Raw genomic sequence first — 15,230 nt, 5'->3', positions numbered from 1 at the left:
TCCACCGGGCGTTCGCCGTGCCCTGAGCAGGCCTGTTCCCTTAGGGCGCCTAGGAACGCTCGGCCTTCTTCTGCTTCAGCCGGGCAGCTTCCCTGCGCACCTCGGCCTGTGTGGCCTGCTCCCTCTCCAGCCAGTCGGGACGCTCCTGCTTCAGCGTCTCGATCTGCTCGGTGGTGAGCGGCTCGGTCACCCCGCCGCGTGCGAGGCCCGCGATGGAGACGCCCAGCTTCGCCGCGACCACCGGGCGCGGGTGCGGACCGTTGCGTCGCAGTTCCCGCAGCCACTCGGGCGGGTCGGCCTGGAGCTCGTTCAGCTCGGCGCGCGAGACGACGCCCTCCTGGAACTCGGCGGGGGTGGCGGGGAGGTACACACCCAGCTTCTTCGCCGCGGTGGCGGGCTTCATCGTCTGGGCGGTCTGGTGCGACTTCATGCCGTCCAGACTATCCGCCGGACGGGAGACGTCCGAATGCGAGACATCGGACCACAGCCGGTAGCCTGGCGGGGTGACAGGCTCGGAAGCACCCCCCACGTTCCGGCTCGCGTACGTCCCTGGGGCGACACCCGGCAAGTGGGTGCGGATCTGGAACGAGCGCCTGCCCGACGTCCCCCTCACCCTCGTCTCCGTGACGGCCCCCGAGGCATCCGATGTGTTGCGCGACGGCGGCGCGGACGCGGGGATCGTACGGCTGCCCGTGGACCGTACGGTCTTCAGCGCCATCCCCCTCTACACCGAGACGACGGTCGTCGTGGTCCCCAAGGACCACCTGATCACGGCGGCCGACGAGGTGACGGTCGAGGACCTGGCCGACGAGGTCGTCCTCCACCCCCTCGACGACGTCCTCGGCTGGGAGCAGCCGCCCGGCGAGCCCGCCTTCGAGCGCCCCGCCACCACCGCCGCCGCCGTCGAACTCGTCGCCGCGGGCATCGGCGTCCTGGCCGTCCCCCAGTCGCTCGCCCGGCTTCACCACCGCAGGGACCTCACCTACCGGCCGCTGGTGAACGCGCCCCAGTCCAGCGTGGCCCTGGCCTGGCCCGAGGACGCGCACACCGACCTGGTGGAGGACTTCATCGGCATCGTGCGCGGCCGGACGGCCAACAGCACCCGCGGCCGCACCCCGGCGCAGGCCGCCCAGCCGAAGGAGCGCCGCCGAGCCGAGCCCGCCGCCCGCCGGAAGCCGACGGCGAGGCAGAACCCACGGTCGGGCACCGCCAAGGGCGGCCGCCGCGGCAAGCCCCGCCGCCGTTCCTAGTCGCGCGAGTCAGCGGACGTACGACGCCTGTTCCGCCGTGCGCACCACCCTGTCACCGTCGGCCCGCGCGAACAGCCCCGCCGCCACCCAGGCGTTCACCGCCGACCGCACCCGCGCGACCAGCGCGCCCTTGCCGCCGAACGGCGCCCCCGCCCACACCTCGTCGAGCAGTGTGGTGCCGTCGGCCTTGGCGGGGTTGGCGACACCGGAGTCCCGGTTGCCGAAGACGACGCGGGGTTCCACGCGCCGGAAGTAGGCGTGCGTGGGGTCCTCCGTGCCCTCGAAGAACGGGGCGAACTCCGTGCCGTCGAGGGTGTAGTGGAGGGGTTTGCCCGTCACCGGCGTGAGGGTGGGCAGCAGGTCGCCGGAGAGGGCGGCGTTGCGGTACAGCCCGAACTCCAGGTAGCTGGTCGCCGAGTTGCGGCCGACCAGGTTGACCGGGCCGTAGAAGAGGGTCTGCAGGGACGGGTCGTCGAGCGCCTTCTCGACCCGGAGCCGGAAGGGCATCGCGATCCGCACCACATCGCCGTCCCGCCAGGTCCGGGACACGGTGACGTAGCTGCCGGGCCGCGGAGTCCCGCCGACCGTACGGCCGTTGACGGTCACCCGGAAACCGGCCGTCGCCCACGACGGCACCCGAAGCCGCAGGTCGAAGCGGGTGCGGCGGCCCCGGATGGTGAGCGTGCTGCCCTGCTCGCGCGGATAGTCGGTGGTCTGGGTGACGGTGACGCCCTTCTCCGCCCAGTCCAGGGTCGACGGGCTGTAGAGATTGACGTACAGGGCGCTGCCGTCGGCCTGCTGGAAGTACACCGAGTCCTGGTACTTGGTGGCGCTCTCCAGGCCCGTGCCCTCGCAGCAGGTGGTGCCCTGCTTGGGCGTGTAGTCGCGGACATGGCCGGGCGCCAGCCCGATGAAGTACGTGACGAGCGGCTTCTCGGCGTCGGGTTTGTCCTGCTTGGAGCCGAGGACCTGGTTGTAGAGGGCCCGCTCGTAGTAGTCCATGTACGCCGGGCGCTGCTCGTGGAAGAACAGCGTGCGGCTGAGCTTGAGCATGTTGTACGCGCAGCACGTCTCGGCGGTGGTGGCGCTGATCGTCCCCGCGATGATGTCCCGCGCCCGCCAGAACTCACTCGTGCTGGTGCCGCCGATGCCGTACATGCGGTGCGGTACGACCATGTTCCAGAAGTTCTTCGCGGCGGTGAGGTAGCGCTGCTCGCCCGTCGCGTCGTACAGCCGGACGTATCCGGTGAAGATCGGGATGTGCTGGTTGGCGTGCAGTCCGTCGAGGATGTCGGTGTCGGCGGCGCAGGCGTCGATGAGCCGGTCCAGGTCGAACAGGCGGGCCAGCGCGAGGTGTTCGGCCTTCCCGGTGAGCGCGTGCAGGTCGACGATGGCCTCGACGATGCCGCCGAACTCGCCGCTGGAGAAGATTCCCCACATGCGCTGCAGGGTGGCGTCGGGCAGCTTCGACAGCCGCGAGTACATCCAGTCGCACATCCCGGACGCGAGGTCGAGCGCCTGCTCGTCGTCGGTGGCGAGGTACGCGTCCAGCAGGCCGCGCAGAATCTTGTGTGCGGTGTAGTACGGCGCCCAGACGCGCGTGTAGTCGCCGCTGGTCATCGACTCCAACTGGATGAACTGCGTCTCCGGGTACGCCGCGAGGAACCCGGGGTGGCTGGGCCCGCCCCAGGTGCGGCGCAGGGTGGCGGTGAGGTCGCGGCCGGAGGCGTCCGCGAAGGTGGAGCCCGCCGTCTCGTCGAAGGCGTACGACGCCAGATCGCCCCGCCCGGCCGGGGAGTCGGCGGCGCGGCTGCTCTGCAGGGCGCCGATCTCGTCGGCGGTCAGGGCGCGCGACCAGACGTTGAACTCCTCGAAGGCGCCCGCGAAGGCCGGGTCGGCGGCGAAGTGGGAGCGGCCGAGCCAGAAGTTCGCCAGGGTGCCGAGGGCGGCCGGCGTCAGGGTCATGCCCGCATTGCGGGCCACCGCCGTGCCGTTGACGTACAGCGTGCCCGTGCCCTCCGCGATGGTGACCGCGAGGTGGCTCCACTGGTTCAGCGGCAGCGCGGCGGTGCCGTTGAGGCCCTGTTCGCCGCCGGGCCCGTTGGTGGTGATGGCGAAGCGGGGCACACCGGAGGCGTTGCGTGCCGCGAGGTACAGGTAGCGGGTCGTGTTGTCGCCGAAGTCGAAGACGCGGGCCCAGTTGCTCTCGTGGGTGGGTTTGACCCAAGCCGAGAGGGTGATCGCGGGGGCGCCGCCGAGGACTCCGGCGGGCAGATCGACGTACTGATGGGAACCACGGACGTTCTCCGCGGCCGAGCTAAATCTCCCGGCCACGCTGAGCACGGCCGGGTCGCGGCGCAGCGCCTCGCGCACCTCGGCGAGGGCGCCCACCATGGTGCGGATGCGGTCCGCGTAGACCTGCTCGCCGGTGCCCGCGTAGGCCTGGGAGAGCAGGGTGAGGAAGTGACCGGTGTAGTGGCCGCGCAGATTGCCGTTGGCCTCGCCGTCCAGCCCCTCCCAGCCGCCGGGGGCGACCGCGCCGCCGGTGGAGAGGCCCGCGTTGGCGCGGAACACCTGCAACAGGCGGTTCACGTCGTAGCCCCGGGCGTGATCGAGCATCAACTGCCGTTTGGCCGCGAAGATTCCGTTCCCGAGTGTCACGTCCTTGAGGTGGAAGGGGCGCAGGGTCCAGGACGCGGGCGGCGGCAGCGTCGCCGCCGAGGCCCGCCCGGACGCCGTCATGGCGAGTCCGGGTACGGCCGCGGCGGCGATCGCCGTCTGCAGGAGGGTCCTTCGGGAGAGGGGCGGTGCCATGTGCTCCTCCACGGTGTTCGATATAACGAACAATGTACGGGCAGTCGGCCAGACCGTAGAGGTGCGGCAGGTGGGCGTCAATGGTTCCGGTGCGTGCGACCGTGCTTTCCCGTTGGGCTGTGTGCTGTTGGGGTCAGGCCGTGCGCGTGAGCCAGTCGTACGCCCCCCGTGCCGTGAACTCCGCCTGGCCGCCCCGCACCAGCAGGTCCGCGCTCGCGAACTCGGGGCCGTCCGCCTGCTCGGGGACGTAAGGGAGGGCGATGCAGCGCATGCCGGCCGCGTGGGCGGCGGCCGCGCCCGGAGCCGCGTCCTCGACGACCACGCAGTCCGCGGGCTGCGCGCCGAGCCGGCGGGCGGCCTCCAGGAAGACGTCGGGGGCGGGCTTGCCGTGCGCGACCTCGTCGGCCGAGACCTGGGTGCGCAGGTGGCCGTCCAGGCCCGTACCGGCCAGGACGGCCGCGATGGCCTCCGGCGACGAACCCGACGCCACGGCCATCGGTACGCCCTCGGTGGCCAGCAGCTCCACGAACTTCCACATCTCCGGGTACGCGCGCGTGGAGGCGCGGGCCAGTTCCAGATAGCGGCGGTTCTTGGCGGCGAGGAGCTCGGCCACCGGGGTGCGCAGGTCGTAGCGCTGCCGCCAGTCGACGATCGTGTCCAGCGTGCTGATGCCGACGTACCGCTCGTGCTCGGCCCAGGTGTAGTCCGGCACGCCGTGCTCGGCGAGGGTCAGCCGACCCGCCTCGTAGTAGTTCGGCTCGCTGTCCACGAGCGTTCCGTCGAGATCGAAGATGACCGAGAGACCGGCGAGACTGCTCATGGCGTCATGATGTCAAGGACTGCTTCCGCGCCGTCCGCCCGATCGACTCCACCAGCGGCAGCAGCCGGTGCGGGACACGTTCGCGCAGCGCCACCTCGGTGCGGGTGCGGACCACTCCCGGCAGGCTGATCAGCTTCTGGATCACGTCCTCCAGGTGCTCGTTGTCGCGCGCCACGACCCGGGTGAGCAGATCGCCGCCGCCCGTGATCGAGAACGCCTCGACGATCTCGGGTACGGCGGCCAGGGCGTCGCCCACCTCGTCCAGGTGGCCCTGGGTGACCTCGATGTGCACGAACGCCAGCACCGGGTGGCCGAGGGCGGCGGCGGAGAGTGCCGGACCCGTGCCGGTGATCACACCGTCCCGCTCCAGCCGGTCCAGACGGGCCTGGAGGGTGCCGCGGGCGATGCCGAGGATGCGGGCGTACTCACGCACGCTCGTCCGCGGCTGCTCCAGCAGCAGGCGCAGGATGCGGGTGTCCAGCTCGTCCACGGCCATGGTGCCCGGCCTCCTCCGTCGGTGATCGCCGTCGACTGTACCAATGGCTCAACCAAGCTCTCCGTGCGTGGGCCGTCTGACGTGGTCCGTTGGCCCGGTGGCGGCTCGGCGGTGGCGGTCGGTGCTGTGCCAATGGCCCAGTGAATCAAGGCCCACTTGAGCCAGTGGCGGAACTGATGCTGTCATGGAGGCGTCGATGGCGCTGCGGATCCCGCGGCGCCTTTCTCATGCCGGTCTCAGCAGGGGGGCGGGAAGCAGTGCTGAAGAGGGTGTTCGTGGCGCCGGACCCGGGGCGGGCGCGGCTGCGCTTCGCCGCGCGGGCCGTGCTCGGCATCGGTCTCGCGGTCGTCGTCTGCGGGCTCGCGGGCCACTCCCTCGTCGGCGTCGTCACCGGGGGACTGGCCGCGCTGCTCGCCCTGTTCACGGTCACGGACGCCACCGTGCGGGGTCAGGCGGTCACGACCGCGCTGCTGCCCGTCGCCGGGCTGCCGGTGCTGGCCGCCGCGGCCGAGCTGCACGACCACCCCGTCGCCCGCGACCTCACCTTCCTCACCGTGGTCGGCGTGGGTGTCTACGTCCGCCGCTGGGGACCGCGCGGGCACAGCCTCGGCGTGTTCGCGTTCATGACCTTCTTCATCGCGCAGTTCCTGCAGGCCACGCCCGGGCAGCTGCCCGAGCTGTCGGCCGCCGTCCTGCTGTCCGTGCTCTGCGCTGCCGCGGTGCGCTTCGGGCTGTGGTGCTACGAGCGCCGTACGCCCCCGGCTCCGGCGGTCGCCCCGCCGGACGGCATCGGTCTCGCCCGGACCACCACCCGGCAGGCCATCCAGGCCACCGCCGGCGCGGGCTTCGCGCTCGTCGTGGGCCAGCTGGTGTCGGCGGAACGCTGGTACTGGGCCGTCGGCGCCACCTGGTGGATCTTCGTCAACACCACCTCGCGCGGCGAGACCCTGGTCCGCGGCTTCCGCCGCCTCCTCGGCACGGTGCTCGGCATCGGCCTCGGCCTGCTGGTCGCCGTCCCGCTGGACGGCGCAGCCGTGCCGTCGGCCGTGCTCGTCGCCGCCTGCGTGTTCGGCATCTTCTACACGGCCGCCGTGTCGTACACCTGGATGATGCTGTGCGTCACCCTGCTCGCCGAGCTGCTCTACGGCCTGCTGGACCTGCTCCAGCCCGCCCTGCTCGCCCTGCGTCTGGCCGAGACCGGCATCGGGGCGCTGGGTGCCGTGCTGGCCGTGCTGCTCGTGCTGCCGGTCACCACCCACACCGTCAACAACGCCTGGATCCAGCACGCCCTGCGCTGCGTCCACGCCTGCACCGCCGAGGCCGCGGCACGCCTCGCCGGGGACTCCGCCGCCGACCCCTCCCCGCGTGTGGCCGAACTGGAGCAGCTCCTCGGCCGGGTCCGGCTCGCCTTGGCCCCGCTCGTCCACCCGCTGAACCCGATGCGGGACCGCAAGCGGCGCGCCCGGCAGGTGATCGCCCTGCTCGACGACTGCGCCCGGGAAATCCGCGGCCTGGTCGCCGTCGCCGCCGACCCGGAGGCCTCCCACGACGTCCGCCTGACCGCCGCCTGCTGGCGCGTGCAGGCCGCGGTGGAGGCGCTGACGGACGGTACGTCGGAACAGGCCGTGACCCTCGCACCCGAGCCGCCCGCGACCGAACCGGCCCTCGCCCACCTGCACGGCCTGGAGCGTGCCCTGGCGGAACTCGCCACGCCGCTGCGCACGCCGCCCGGGTCGCCGCTGGTCGGGGCGTGAGCCACCCGGCCTTTTGGTCCAGACCGCAGGTGATCGACTGCTGGCGTCGGCTGCGACACCGGACAGAACCGAGAGGGGGACAGCGGGCGGGCGTTTCGGGTCGTTCACGGCGGCCGCGGCCGCGCCCCCGGTGTGGTGAGGCGGCCGTGGACCCGGCGAGCGGCGACCTGCCGGTGCTGGGCAGCCTGAACGGCGTACCCGAACCGGTCGGCGGCCCGTCCTCGTCGACGGCAACGGGCCAGCAGGGACCGCACGCCCTCCAGGCGCAGCCCGACCCGAGCGGGCGCTGGGTCGTCAGCGTCGACCTGGGCACGGACTCCGTGCCGTGTGCACGCTGAAGGAGGGCGGCCTCGTGCGGCACCGCGAGACCGCCCAGCACCCCGGCCCCCGCCACCTGGCCTTCCGCAGGACCGGCGTCCCGGTGAGCGGACCCGCTGCGGCTGACCGGGACGGTGCCGTGCGGAGGTCACTGGCCGCGGGCGCTCGCGGAATCGGGCGGGTTCCGCTACGTGGCGAACGAGCGCTCCGGTGACGTGACGGTTCGCGGTCGGCCGGGACAGCGGGCCGCCGCGGCGGGGCGGCTCAGTCAAGATGGCCGCGGCGTCCTGCGTGGTGTTCGGCTGACCGGCGCCGCCACGGCAGGCTGTCGCCCCAAGGCCGAGGGCCCGCTCCGGTGTGCGGAGCGGGCCCTCGGCGGTACGACTGTGCGGGCGACGAACTCAGCGCACCGGCGCACCCTGCGGCTGCTGCGGGGCGATACCCAGCGCCGTCGTGTACTTGGCCAGCGCGAGCTTGCCGATCGCCGGGTACGGGCCGAGCGCCTCGGCGGCGGGGCAGCCCGCCTCTTTTGCGGCCTCCTCGATCAGGCCCGGGTCGATCTCCGGGCCGATCAGGTACGGGGCGAGTGCCAGCTGCTGCGAGCCCGAGGAACGCAGCTGCTCGGCGACGGAGGCGATCGAGCCCTCCTGGTCGAGGGCCGCCGCCATCACCGGCACAGCGAGCCGCGCGGCGAGCAGCATGCCGGTGATCCCGGCTGCCTGCACGGCCTCCTCGCCGCCCACGGAGGCCAGGATGATGCCGTCCGCGGCCGTGGCCACGGTGAACAGCCGGGCGCGGTCGGCGCGGGCCAGACCCGCCTCCGACAGCCGCACGTGCAGGGCCTCGGCGAGCAGCGGGTGCGGGCCCAGCACGTCGGTCAGTTCGGCGGCGACCCGGCTGTCCATGACGGCCTGGCGGACCTGACGCAGCAGCGCGCTGTCCGGACCGGCCAGCAGCGGCACCACGACGGCGACGGGGCCGTCCGGCTCCTTGGCTTCCACCCCGGCGGCCAGCGCCTGCTCGTAGCGGGCGGTGCGCTCGTCGGCGGCGCGCGCCAGCACGGCCTGGAGGGTGGGGAACTCCGAGCCGTCCCCGTCGACATAGCCGATCCGGGCGTCGAGGCCGGGGAGCTCGGAGCGGGCGATGCTCACGACCTCCTCGGCGAGACCGCGCGTGGCGGCGCTGGGCGTGCCGGGCACCGCGAGGACGAGCGCGGGCGCGCCCTCGGGAGCCGCCAGCGGCTCGGGTCGGCGGTGCCGCCCGGGCTGGCGGGGGCGCGGCATTCGTACTGGCAGGCCGGACGCGGGCCCAGTGGGGGAGCTCATGGCGCCGCATGTTACTGGCTTACTGGGTTCCCCTGTTCGGGGAGGGGGCAGGTGAGCGGTATCCGTCCGGTTTTGTCTGATGAGTTACGTACGGATCGGAAGTGATCAGCGGTTTTCTGCGCGGTGAGCGGCGGCTTTTGCGGAGGGAACACCCGGCGAACATGGAGCGAACGGGGACAAGTCGGAGCATCAGTCGCCCTGTCCGGTCACCACGTACAGCATCTTCTCGTCACGCGGCAGAGTGAGCGTCCCGGTCGCCAACTCGGTCGCGATCCGCACCGAGCCGTGCAGCGGATCGCCCTCGGCGGTGACCCGTTGTGCGTGCGGCAGTAGTGCGGCCAGTTCCTCGTCCAGGGGTGAGAGGAGCGGGGCGCCCATCCGGAACACTCCGCCGGTGAGGGCCACTTGCGGCTCGCCCTCTGTCGGGCAGACGGCGGCCGCGGAGTCGGCCATGTGCCGGGCCGCCGCGCGCAGGACGGCCACGGCGACCGGGTCACCTTCGTCGGCGCAGGCCGCCACCCGGGGTGCGAAGGAGGCGAGGACGGCGGGGCGGTCCGGGCGTGGGTACAGCTTGCCGGGCAGTTCCCGGATCGGGCCGAACAACTCCTCGGCGTGCGCCAGCAGTCCGGCCGAGCCGCCCTCCCGCCCGTCGTGCGCGCGCAGCGCGGCCTCCAGCCCGGCCCGCCCGATCCAGGCGCCACTGCCGCAGTCGCCCAGCAGATGCCCCCAGCCGTCCGCCCGCCGCCAGCGCGTCAGGTCGGTGCCGACGGCGATCAGTCCCGTACCGGCGGCGACGACGGCACCGGCCCGCGATCCCAGCGCGCCCGCATACGCGGTGACCGCGTCGGCGGCGAGGGCCACCGTCCGGATCCCGCACTCCCGGCGCAGCGCACCGGGAAGTTCGGCCCGCAGGTGATCCCCGAGCGTGCTGAAACCGGCGGCACCGACAGCAGCGGTGCCGAGTTCCGGGACGTCGGCCTCGGCGCTCAAGGCCCGCACGAGCGGCACCAGTTGCTCCATCAGGTGCCCGGCATCGATGCCCCGAGCACCCGTCCGCACCGGCACCCCTGATTCACGCACGGCCAGCGGGCCCCGCTCGACGTCCCCGGCAACGGCCCGAAGCCCGGAACCACCGGAGTCAACGGCGAGGAAACCACCGGCACTCGCGGGCGCGGGGCCGCGTCCCGCGTCCGTCACGGCAGACGCCAGTCCACCGGCTGACCCCCCTGGCGCATGAGCAGGTCGTTGGCGCGGCTGAACGGGCGCGAGCCGAAGAAGCCGCGGTCGGCCGACATGGGGGAGGGGTGGGCGGACTCCACCGAGGGGAGGTCGCCGAGCAGGGGGCGGAGATTGCGGGCGTCGCGGCCCCAGAGGATGGACACCAGCGGCTTGCCGCGCGCGGCCAGTGCCCGTATGGCCTGCTCGGTGACCTCCTCCCAGCCCTTGCCCCGGTGCGCGCCCGGCCGTCTCGGGGCCGTGGTGAGCGCCCGGTTGAGGAGCAGTACGCCCTGCCGGGTCCACGGAGTGAGGTCGCCGTTGGACGGCTGGGGCAGCCCCAGGTCGGCGTTCAGCTCCCGGAAGATGTTGATCAGGCTGCCGGGCAGCGGGCGCACATCGGGTGCGACGGAGAAGGACAACCCCACCGCGTGCCCCGGAGTCGGATACGGGTCCTGGCCGACGATCAGGACCCGTACCTCGTCGAAGGGCTGCTGGAAGGCCCGTAGGACATTCGGCCCGGCCGGGAGATAGGTGCGTCCCGCGGCGATCTCCGCGCGCAGGAAGTCACCCATCTCCGCGATCCGCCCGGCCACGGGTTCCAGGGCCTGCGCCCAGCCCGCTTCGACGATTTCATTCAAGGGTCGTGGTGCCACGGGCGTCACCCTACTGCCGTACAGGCAGCGGCGATCAACCAGTGGCCAAGGCAGGCCGACCGCAAGCCCGCCCGCAACCCCGACCGCAAGCCCCCCGTTCGCCTCATCCGATCACCGCGGCCCGCACGCACAGCACGTCCGGCAGATGCGACGCCAACTGCCGCCAGCTGTCACCGTCGTCGGCCGACGCGTACACCTCGCCGTTGCGGTTGCCGAAGTACACGCCCGCCGGGTCCGCGTCGTCCGTGCACATCGCGTCGCGCAACACCGTGCCGTAGTGGTCCTCCTGGGGCAGCCCCGCCGTGAGCGGCTCCCACGACTTGCCCGCGTCCGCCGTGCGGAAGACCCGGCAGCGCCGGTCGGCGGGCACGCGGTCGGAATCCGCGTTGATGGGGAAGACGTACGCCGTCTCCGCGCGGCGCGGATGGGTCGCGGCGGCGAAACCGAAGGTCGAGGGCAGGCCCTCGCCGATGTCGGTCCAGTGCGCGCCCGCGTCGTCGCTGCGGTACACACCCCAGTGGTTCTGCAGATACAGCCGGTCCGGCGTCCCCGCGTCCTGCGCGATCTTGTGCACGCACTGGCCGAACTCCGGGTTGGGGTCCGGCAGGAACACCGCGGAGACACCGGAGTTGGACGGGGCCCAGCTCGCGCCGCCGTCGGTCGAGCGGAACACACCGGCCGTCGACACCGCGACCGTCACCGCCTGCGGGTCCCGCTCGTCGGTGATCACGGTGTGCAGGCCCTCGCCGCCGCCGCCCGGCTGCCACTGCGAGCGCGTGGGGTGCTCCCACAGCGGGCGGACCAGCTCGAACGTCTCCCCTCTGTCCTCCGAGCGGTACAGCGCGGCCGGTTCCGTGCCCGCGTAGACCACGTCCGGCTCCGCGGCCGCCGGGTGCAGCTGCCACACCCGCTCCAGTGAAGCGCCCGTGTCCTTGGGGAACTTCACGGCCGGCCGAGCAGGTTCGGTCCATGTGCGGCCCAGGTCGTCGGAGTGGAACACCGACGGTCCCCAGTGCGCGCTGTCGCCACCGGCCAGCAGCCGCGGGGTGGCGCCGCGGGTGTCGATGGCGACCGAGTACACGGCCTGTGCGTTGAAGTAGGGGCTTTCGTCGAACTCCCAGGCGCTCCCGCGCCGGCGGCCGATGAACAGTCCTTTGCGTGTGCCCACGGCGAGCAGTACCTCGGTCATGCCGATCTCCTCCGCGACGTCTTTGTCTCAGACATCGGCCAGTCTGCACCCCACCACTGACAGTCACCCCTTCAAGCCGCTTCACCGCAGGTCAGCGCGGTGTCGTCGGACAGACGCGGAACGTGTGCGAAGCCGTCCGACCGGCCCGCCGGGCCTGCGGGACCGTCCCGTCGTGACTCGTCCTGAGCAGCGACGAGCCGTCCGCCGTATGGGAGGGCGGTCGGGGATGTTCCTGTGCTCACGAGGAGGAAGCCTGCGATGGCGTTCCGTGGTCCGAGGGTGTGGCTGTGGCGCTGGCGGCGCAACCCGCTCAAGCGCCGCTCCGACAGGGTGGAGGCCTGGGTCCTGCTCGCAGCCTGGGCGCTCACCGCTCTGGTCGGGGTGCTCGCCGGTCATACGGTGAGCCGGACCGTCGAAGGGGAGCTGGCCCGGGAACGCGTCGAGTGGCGCCCGGTCGAGGCACGGCTGACCGAGCCGGCGCCCGGACCGTCCCCCACCAGGTCCGACGCCCCGAACACCGAGCGGGTGTGGGCCGAGGTGCGCTGGTCCGCGCCGGACGGCTCCGACCGCACCGGCCAGGCCCGGGTCCGGCCCGGCAGCCCCGCCGGCACGCCGGTCACCGTCTGGACGGACCGGCAGGGTCGCCTGATGACCGAACCCACCACCCCGTCCGAGGCCCGGGTTCGTGCCCACCTGATCGGCACCCTGGCGGGCGTCGGCGCGGCCGCCGTACCGTTCGCCGGTGGCCGTGTCCTGCGCGGTCGGCTGGAACGCCGGCGCCTGGACCAGTGGGAGGCCGACTGGGCCCGGTTCGACGCGCTGAGGCGGCGTCAGACGGGCTGAGCGGCGTCAACGGGCCGAGTGGCGTCAGACGGGCCGAGCGCGGGCGCGCCCGCCGGATCGGACACGGGCAGCGCCCTGCCCAGGATCGCGTCCAGGTCGGCCCCGTCGGGCAGCGTGCCGAAGGCGTACCCCCAGTCGCCGCCCAGCCGCGTCGCGCAGAACGCGTCGGCGACCGCGGGCGGTGCGTGCCGGACCAGCAGCGACGCCTGCAGCGTGAGCGCCATCAGCTCCACCAACCGGCGGGCACTCGACGGCGAGCCCTCCGTCAGCCTGCCCTTGAGCCGGTTCACGGCCGCGTCCAGCCGGGCGTCCGCCCCCTGTGCCAAAGCCAGTTCGGCGAACAGCGCCTCCGCCGTGCCCGGCTCGCGGCCCACAGCTCGTAGCACATCAAGGGCGTTGACGTTTCCGGAGCCCTCCCAGATGGACAGCAGGGGCGCCTCGCGGTAGTGGCGGGGCATGCCCGAGTCCTCCACGTAGCCGTTGCCGCCGAGGCACTCCAGGGCCTCCGCGGTGAAGGCCGGGCCCCGCTTGGTGACCCAGTACTTGCCCACGGCGGTGGCGATCCGGCGGAACGCCGCCTCGCCCGTGTCCCCGCGCACCGCCCGGTCGGCCGCCCCCGCCAGCCGCAGCGTGAGGGTCGTGGCGGCCTCCGACTCCAGCGCCAGATCGGCCAGGACGTTGCGCATCAGCGGCTGGTCCACCAGCCGCGCCCCGAACGCACTGCGGTGCCGCACGTGATGCCCCGCCTCGACCAGCGTCTTGCGCATCAGCGTCGCCGAGGCCATCACGCAGTCCAGCCGGGTGCAGTTCACCATCTCGATGATGGTCTTCACGCCCTGTCCCTCGGGGCCGACCAGCCAGGCGACGGTCCCGTCGAACTCCGGCTCGGACGACGCGTTCGAACGGTTGCCGAGCTTGTCCTTCAGACGCTGGATGCGGAAGGTGTTGCGGCTGCCGTCGGGCAGCACGCGCGGCACCAGGAAGCAGGACAGCCCGTCGGGAGCCTGCGCCAGCACCAGGAACACGTCGCACATGGGTGCCGACGTGAACCACTTGTGCCCGCGCAGGGTGTACACGCCGGGCTCGGCGGTGGGCGTGGCGGTCGTGGTGTTCGTACGGACGTCGGAGCCGCCCTGCTTCTCGGTCATCCCCATGCCGGCCAGCAGACCGCGCTTCCGCGTCGGAACGCCGAGCTCCGGGTCGTACTCGCGGCTGGTCAGCAGCGGTTCGTAGACCTTCGCGAGGTCCGGCTGGCGGCGCAGCGCGGGGACGGCGGCGTACGTCATCGACGTCGGACAGCCGTGTCCGGCCTCGGTGTGTCCCCACACCAACCCGCCCGCCGTACGTGCCACATGGGCCCCCGGCCGGTCGTCCGCCCACGGGGCGCCCGCCAGGCCCTCGGCGACCGCTACCCGCATCAGGTGGTGCCAGCTCGGGTGGAAGTCGACCTCGTCGACGCGGTTGCCGTACCGGTCGTGGGTGCGCAGCACCGGCTCGTGCCGGTTGGCCAGCTCACCCCACTCCTGTGCCTCCTCGCTGCCCGCCCGGCGGCCAAGCCGCCTCACGCCCTCCTCGGCCCACCCGGCACCCTCGCGCCGCAGCCCCTCCAGCAGGGCCCGGTCGTCGGACGCGTCGTACGGGGCGAGGGGAGGGGCCTGGTTGAAGACGACATGGGTGGCGCCGCCGGAAGCACCTTCGGGTGTCGAGGTCATACAGCGAGTGTTGCACTGCCGCTACGACCGCAGCAATCCTGCAACAAAAGATTCCGCCGCGTACAGTACGTGCCCATGCGCACCGACGAGACCGTCCAGCCCGGCGAGGCCGCACTGCGCCCGCTGTCGGCCCGGTCCGTCGTGCTGAGCCTGCTGCTCGGCGCCCACCCGCCCGAGTTGCCGGTGCGGGACCTCGCCCGTGCCGTGGAGCCCTTCGGCGTCGGCGGCTCCACCCTGCGGGCCGCGCTGAGCCGGATGACGGCCGCCGGGGATCTGCTGCGCACGGACACCGGCTACCGGATCGGCGAACGACTGCTGGAGCGCCGGCGACGGCAGGAGGACGCCCTGCACCCCCGCACGCGCGCGTGGGACGGCGACTGGGAGATGGCCGTGATCACCGCGACCGGCCGCGGCCCCGCCGAACGCGCCGACCTGCGTACCCGGCTGACCGCCCTGCGGCTCGCCGAGCTCCGCGAGGGCGTCTGGCTCCGCCCCGCCAACCTGCGCCGTTCCCTGCCGGACGACCTGGCGGTCGTACTCCAGTCCTTCACGGCCCGGCCCGCCGGGCCCGCGGGCGACCTGGCGGCGACTCTGTGGCCGCTCGACACCTGGACCGCCACCGGCCGCGCACTGCTCGACCACATCGCGCGCGTGCAGCGCCCCGTCGACCGCCTGACAGCCTTCGCGGCCGTCGTGCGCCACCTGCTCGCCGACCCGGTGCTGCCCCCCGAACTCCTGCCCGCCGACTGGCCGGGGACCGCGCTGCGCACCGCGTACGCCGACTATCAGCGGGAGTTGACGCGGGCGGTGCGCCGGACATGACCCGGCGGCCGTACGA

The 15,230-nt window shown here is 73.1% G+C and carries 13 protein-coding genes and 1 pseudogene; 5 read left to right on the top strand and 9 right to left on the bottom strand.

Features of this window, described 5'->3' with window-relative positions:
• Positions 1 to 49: 49 nt before the first annotated feature.
• Positions 50 to 430, bottom strand: a complete 381-nt coding sequence (locus tag KWI83_RS12140; RefSeq protein WP_218514334.1) for a DUF5997 family protein — start codon at positions 428 to 430, stop codon at positions 50 to 52.
• Positions 431 to 503: 73 nt separating this feature from the next.
• On the opposite strand from KWI83_RS12140, the gene KWI83_RS12135 reads away from it, so the two are divergent.
• The gene (locus KWI83_RS12135; protein ID WP_218514333.1) at positions 504 to 1,250 is read left to right on the top strand and encodes a LysR family substrate-binding domain-containing protein; all 747 of its coding nucleotides are present in this window, start codon (positions 504 to 506) and stop codon (positions 1,248 to 1,250) included.
• Positions 1,251 to 1,259: 9 nt separating this feature from the next.
• Here KWI83_RS12135 and KWI83_RS12130 read toward each other — a convergent pair whose 3' ends face one another.
• The 3 genes from KWI83_RS12130 to KWI83_RS12120 all read right to left on the bottom strand — a co-directional run bounded on the left by KWI83_RS12130 (position 1,260) and on the right by KWI83_RS12120 (position 5,380).
• Complete coding sequence (locus tag KWI83_RS12130) at positions 1,260 to 4,064, bottom strand: beta-L-arabinofuranosidase domain-containing protein (protein WP_218514332.1); 2,805 nt, start codon at positions 4,062 to 4,064, stop codon at positions 1,260 to 1,262.
• A gap of 133 nt (positions 4,065 to 4,197) precedes the next feature.
• Positions 4,198 to 4,884: an HAD family phosphatase gene (locus KWI83_RS12125; protein WP_218514331.1), complete on the bottom strand. Its 687-nt coding sequence runs from the start codon at positions 4,882 to 4,884 to the stop codon at positions 4,198 to 4,200.
• Between the two features lie 4 nt (positions 4,885 to 4,888).
• Positions 4,889 to 5,380, bottom strand: coding sequence for an Lrp/AsnC family transcriptional regulator (locus KWI83_RS12120; protein ID WP_218514330.1), 492 nt, complete (start codon positions 5,378 to 5,380; stop codon positions 4,889 to 4,891).
• Positions 5,381 to 5,637: 257 nt separating this feature from the next.
• Between KWI83_RS12120 and KWI83_RS12115 the strand changes: the two genes are divergently transcribed.
• Both KWI83_RS12115 and KWI83_RS12110 read left to right on the top strand, forming a co-directional pair.
• A complete protein-coding gene (locus tag KWI83_RS12115) occupies positions 5,638 to 7,134 on the top strand; it encodes an FUSC family protein (RefSeq protein WP_218514329.1) in 1,497 nt (498 codons plus the stop codon).
• 179 nt (positions 7,135 to 7,313) lie between these two features.
• A pseudogene (locus KWI83_RS12110) lies at positions 7,314 to 7,758 on the top strand (lactonase family protein); the annotation flags it as partial.
• Between the two features lie 95 nt (positions 7,759 to 7,853).
• Here KWI83_RS12110 and KWI83_RS12105 read toward each other — a convergent pair.
• From KWI83_RS12105 to KWI83_RS12090, 4 genes are all read right to left on the bottom strand, one after another.
• Positions 7,854 to 8,777 carry a sirohydrochlorin chelatase gene (locus KWI83_RS12105; RefSeq protein WP_218514328.1) on the bottom strand — a complete coding sequence of 308 codons (924 nt, stop codon included), beginning with the start codon at positions 8,775 to 8,777 and terminating at the stop codon, positions 7,854 to 7,856.
• Positions 8,778 to 8,966: 189 nt separating this feature from the next.
• Complete coding sequence (locus KWI83_RS12100) at positions 8,967 to 9,974, bottom strand: BadF/BadG/BcrA/BcrD ATPase family protein (RefSeq protein WP_218514327.1); 1,008 nt, start codon at positions 9,972 to 9,974, stop codon at positions 8,967 to 8,969.
• On the bottom strand, positions 9,971 to 10,648 hold the full coding sequence (locus KWI83_RS12095; protein ID WP_218514326.1) for a uracil-DNA glycosylase: 678 nt from the start codon (positions 10,646 to 10,648) through the stop codon (positions 9,971 to 9,973). Before KWI83_RS12095 ends, KWI83_RS12100 begins: the two co-directional genes overlap by 4 nt.
• A gap of 103 nt (positions 10,649 to 10,751) precedes the next feature.
• Entirely contained in the window at positions 10,752 to 11,837 is a 1,086-nt protein-coding gene (locus KWI83_RS12090) for a sialidase family protein (RefSeq protein WP_218514325.1), read from the bottom strand.
• A gap of 258 nt (positions 11,838 to 12,095) precedes the next feature.
• Between KWI83_RS12090 and KWI83_RS12085 the strand changes: the two genes are divergently transcribed.
• Entirely contained in the window at positions 12,096 to 12,680 is a 585-nt protein-coding gene (locus KWI83_RS12085) for a hypothetical protein (protein ID WP_218514324.1), read from the top strand.
• Here the strand turns inward: KWI83_RS12085 and KWI83_RS12080 are convergent.
• Positions 12,668 to 14,392, bottom strand: coding sequence for a DNA alkylation response protein (locus tag KWI83_RS12080; protein WP_256362134.1), 1,725 nt, complete (start codon positions 14,390 to 14,392; stop codon positions 12,668 to 12,670). The genes KWI83_RS12085 and KWI83_RS12080 overlap by 13 nt on opposite strands.
• Before the next feature lie 75 nt (positions 14,393 to 14,467).
• Between KWI83_RS12080 and KWI83_RS12075 the strand changes: the two genes are divergently transcribed.
• Positions 14,468 to 15,214: a PaaX family transcriptional regulator C-terminal domain-containing protein gene (locus tag KWI83_RS12075; RefSeq protein WP_218514323.1), complete on the top strand. Its 747-nt coding sequence runs from the start codon at positions 14,468 to 14,470 to the stop codon at positions 15,212 to 15,214.
• Positions 15,215 to 15,230: the final 16 nt, after the last annotated feature.

Source organism: Streptomyces sp. TRM70350 (assembly GCF_019219825.1).
Classification (GTDB): Bacteria; Actinomycetota; Actinomycetes; order Streptomycetales; family Streptomycetaceae; genus Streptomyces.
The sequence above is the reverse complement of the archived record's forward strand: the minus strand, read 5'-3'. Positions and strand labels throughout refer to the sequence as shown.